The sequence below is a fragment of the Microbacterium sp. genome (assembly GCF_035277845.1).
In the GTDB taxonomy this organism is placed as follows: Bacteria; Actinomycetota; Actinomycetes; order Actinomycetales; family Microbacteriaceae; genus Microbacterium.
On record NZ_DATEJS010000275.1, the window covers coordinates 1 to 3,174 of the forward strand.

Consider the following 3,174-nt stretch of genomic DNA (forward strand, 5'->3'; position numbering starts at 1 on the left):
TCCCGTTCCTGTTCGGCGCGAGCGGGTACGCGGTGGCGGTGCGGCTCGCCCACGAGCGGGTCGTCGCGGGCGCGACGGTGGATGCCGACGTGCACGTGCGCAACACCGGAGTGCGCACCGTGCTGCCCGGCCGGCTCGACCTGCCGGTCGGGGCGGGACTCATCGAGATCGGCGTGCCGCTGCTGCGGGGCGGGCACGAGGTGACGCGGCACCTGGAGATCCCCGCCGTGCGGCGCGGGGTCATCCGCATCGGACCGCCCGCCGCGGTGCGCAGCGACCCGGTCGGCATCCTGCGCCGGGAGCGCCGGTGGGAGGCCCGCCGCGAGCTGTTCGTGCACCCGCGCACCGTGCCCGTGCCCGCGGTCTCCGGCGGCCTCATCCGCGACCTCGAAGGCAGCCCGGTGCAGCGGCTCGTCGACGCGGACATGTCCTTCCACGCCATCCGCGAGTATCTGCCCGGCGACGCGCAGCGGCAGATCCACTGGAAGTCGACGGCCAAGACCGGCCGCCTCATGGTGCGCCAGTTCGAGCAGACGCTGCGCTCGCGGCTCGCCGTCGTGCTCAGTCTCGACGAGGGCGACGCCGCGTCGGAGGAGGAGTTCGAGCTCGCGGTCAGCTGTGCGGCATCCCTCGCCGTGCAGGCCGTGCGCGATGGACGGGACGTCGAGGTCGTCACCGGCACCGATCTGCCGCGCACCGAGCGCACGCGCGCGATCGAGGTGCTGCGGGCGCCCGCGCCCCGGCCCCTGCTGGACGGCTTCTCGCGCATCGATCAGGCCGAGAACCCGCTGCCGCTGGAGGAGGTGTGCCGGCTCACCGCCGAAACCGCCGACTCGCTGGCACTGGCGTTCATCGTGTGCGGCTCACCGGTCACGACGGCGCGGCTGCGTCGCGCCGCCCTCGCGTTCCCGCCCGACACCGCGGTGGTCGCGGTGATCGCCGACCCCACCGCACACCCGCGCAGGCAGGTGCTGCCGGATCTCACGGTGCTCACCGTGGGCGTGCTGGTCGACCTTCCCGGCCTCATGTTCCGGGCGGTGCAGTCGTGAGTCGCCGCATCCGTCCGCTGCCCGTCGCCTCGCGCGGCCGGCACGGCGCAGCGGTATCCCGGACCGCGGCGGATGTCGCCCCGTACGGGCGCGAGCGGCGGCTGCGTGCGGCGCAGGAGCGACGCGCGGCCGGCTTGGACGGGCCGCGCGACCCGCACCTGCGTGCCGCGGTGCTCTACGCCGTGAGCCTCGCCGTCGTCGGCGGGTTCGCGACCTGGCCGATCTACGCGTCCCCGGTGTTCGTCATCGCGGTCACCCTCGCGGGTTTCGGTGCCCTCGTGCTCGCCGTGCTCACCGCCTGGCGGGGCTGGGCGTGGCCCGCGGTCGTCGTCGGCGCCGCGCTCATCGTGCTCGTGGTGGGCCTGCTGGCGGCCGCACCCCCGCCGACGCTCCCCGGCATCCTGCTCGGGGTCCGCGACACGGCGACCGGCGTCGTCACCGGCTTCAAGGACCTCGTCACCGTCGACCTGCCGGTCGGTGGCTACCGCAACCTGCTGGTGCCGGCCATCGCCGTGTTCACGATCGCGCCGCTCGGCACCGTGCTGGTGGGCCGCCGCCGAACTCGCGTCGGTTCCTCCGCTGTGGTGTTCGCGTGGCTCATGCCGCTGTTCGGACTGCTGTTCGGCAGGACGGTCACGAGCCTGCCGGTGCAGCTCGGTCCGGTCTCGATCGCCGCGCCGCGGGAGCAGCTCACCGCCGTGCTCGTGCTCGTCTGCTCGCTGGTGTGGCTGGCGTGGCGGGTGTCGGCCTCCCGGCGGAGGGCACTGCAGCGGGCCGCGGAGGCGGGCGGCATCCGCTGGTCCCGTCGTCGCACCGGATCCGACGTCCGGCGCACGCTGCTCGCCGCCGCGATGGTGCTGGTGGCGGTCACGGTGGCATCCGCCGTCGCACCCGCGATCGCGCAGGACCGCACCCGCGACGTGCTGCGCTCGGCGACCGGGCCGCGCATCGACATCGCCCGGGCAGCGACCCCCCTCACCGATTTCCGCACGGACTTCTCCGACGCCGTCGTCGACAGGCCGCTGTTCACCGTCACGGCCCTCGACGGCGCGCTGCCCGACCGCGTGCGGCTGGCCACGCTGTCCTGGTACGACGGCGTCGCGTACCGCGTGGCGGCGCCGGGCGACGCGCAGGCGGAGTTCGTCCGCGTTCCGCAGGCCCTGCCCGCCGGCGGCACCCCGGCCACGCTCCGGATCGCCGTGCAGGGGCTGACCGGCATCTGGATGCCGTCGTTCGGCCAGCTGCAGCAGGTGCAGTTCGACGGGCCGGATGCCGCCTCCCTCGCCGACTCCTTCTACTACGACCCGTCCGCACAAGCCGCCGTCGAGACCGCGCAGGGGGGCCTGCGCCGCGGGGACGCGTACACGATGACCGCCGGGACCGCCCAGGTGCCGGTGCTGTCCTCGGTGCGGTCGCCGCACGCCTCGCCGCAGGTCACGATTCCAGCGAGCGTGAAGGCCTGGGTCGGCAGGCAGGATGCCGGCACCGACGGCGCCGCCCTGCAGACGCTCGTCGACCGCCTCCGCGCCCGCGGCTACCTGAGCCATGCGCTGAGCGTGCCGGCCGGGGGAGCCGCGTGGGAGAAGCCGCTCGGCGCCGGCTACACCTTCCAGCCGAGCGCCGCAGGGCACTCTCTCGGCCGCATCGATGTGCTCTTCCAGCAGCTGCTCGGCCGCGAGCAGCGGGTGGGCGCACGACCGGGTGCGTCGCTCGTGGCCGCGGTCGGCGACGAGGAGCAGTTCGCGGTCGCGACCGCGCTCGTGGCGCAGACCCTCGGGTTCCCGGTGCGCGTGGTGGTGGGAGCGCGCCTGCGCGGCGACGGCGGGCTGCCCTCGTGCGCTCGTGGCGTGTGCCGCGGCGGCGACCTGACGGCGTGGACCGAGGTGCAGGCATCCACCGGGGAGTGGATCCCCGTCGACGTCACCCCCCAGCACACCGTCGGGGTGACCGACGCCACCACGCGGCAGCGCGACCCCGAGAACGCGACCGACGTGCGGCCGAGCACCGCCCAGCAGGTCGTTCCGCCCGACCCGGTGCAGCGGGACGCCGCGCACACGTCCGGGCCGAAGCAGGGCGACACCGGCGCCGCCGCGCTGTGGGCGGCGGCGCGCATCGGCGCGATCGG

2 protein-coding genes are annotated in these 3,174 nt (G+C 75.3%); both read left to right on the plus strand.

Annotated features, from left to right (window positions below):
* A partial coding sequence (locus tag VJR25_RS12075) for a DUF58 domain-containing protein (protein ID WP_324115331.1) occupies positions 1-1,049 on the plus strand: 1,049 nt, incomplete at its 5' end.
* Positions 1,046-3,174: transglutaminase domain-containing protein (locus VJR25_RS12080; protein WP_324115333.1), on the plus strand; the 2,129-nt coding region annotated here is incomplete at its 3' end. The genes VJR25_RS12075 and VJR25_RS12080, both read left to right, overlap by 4 nt.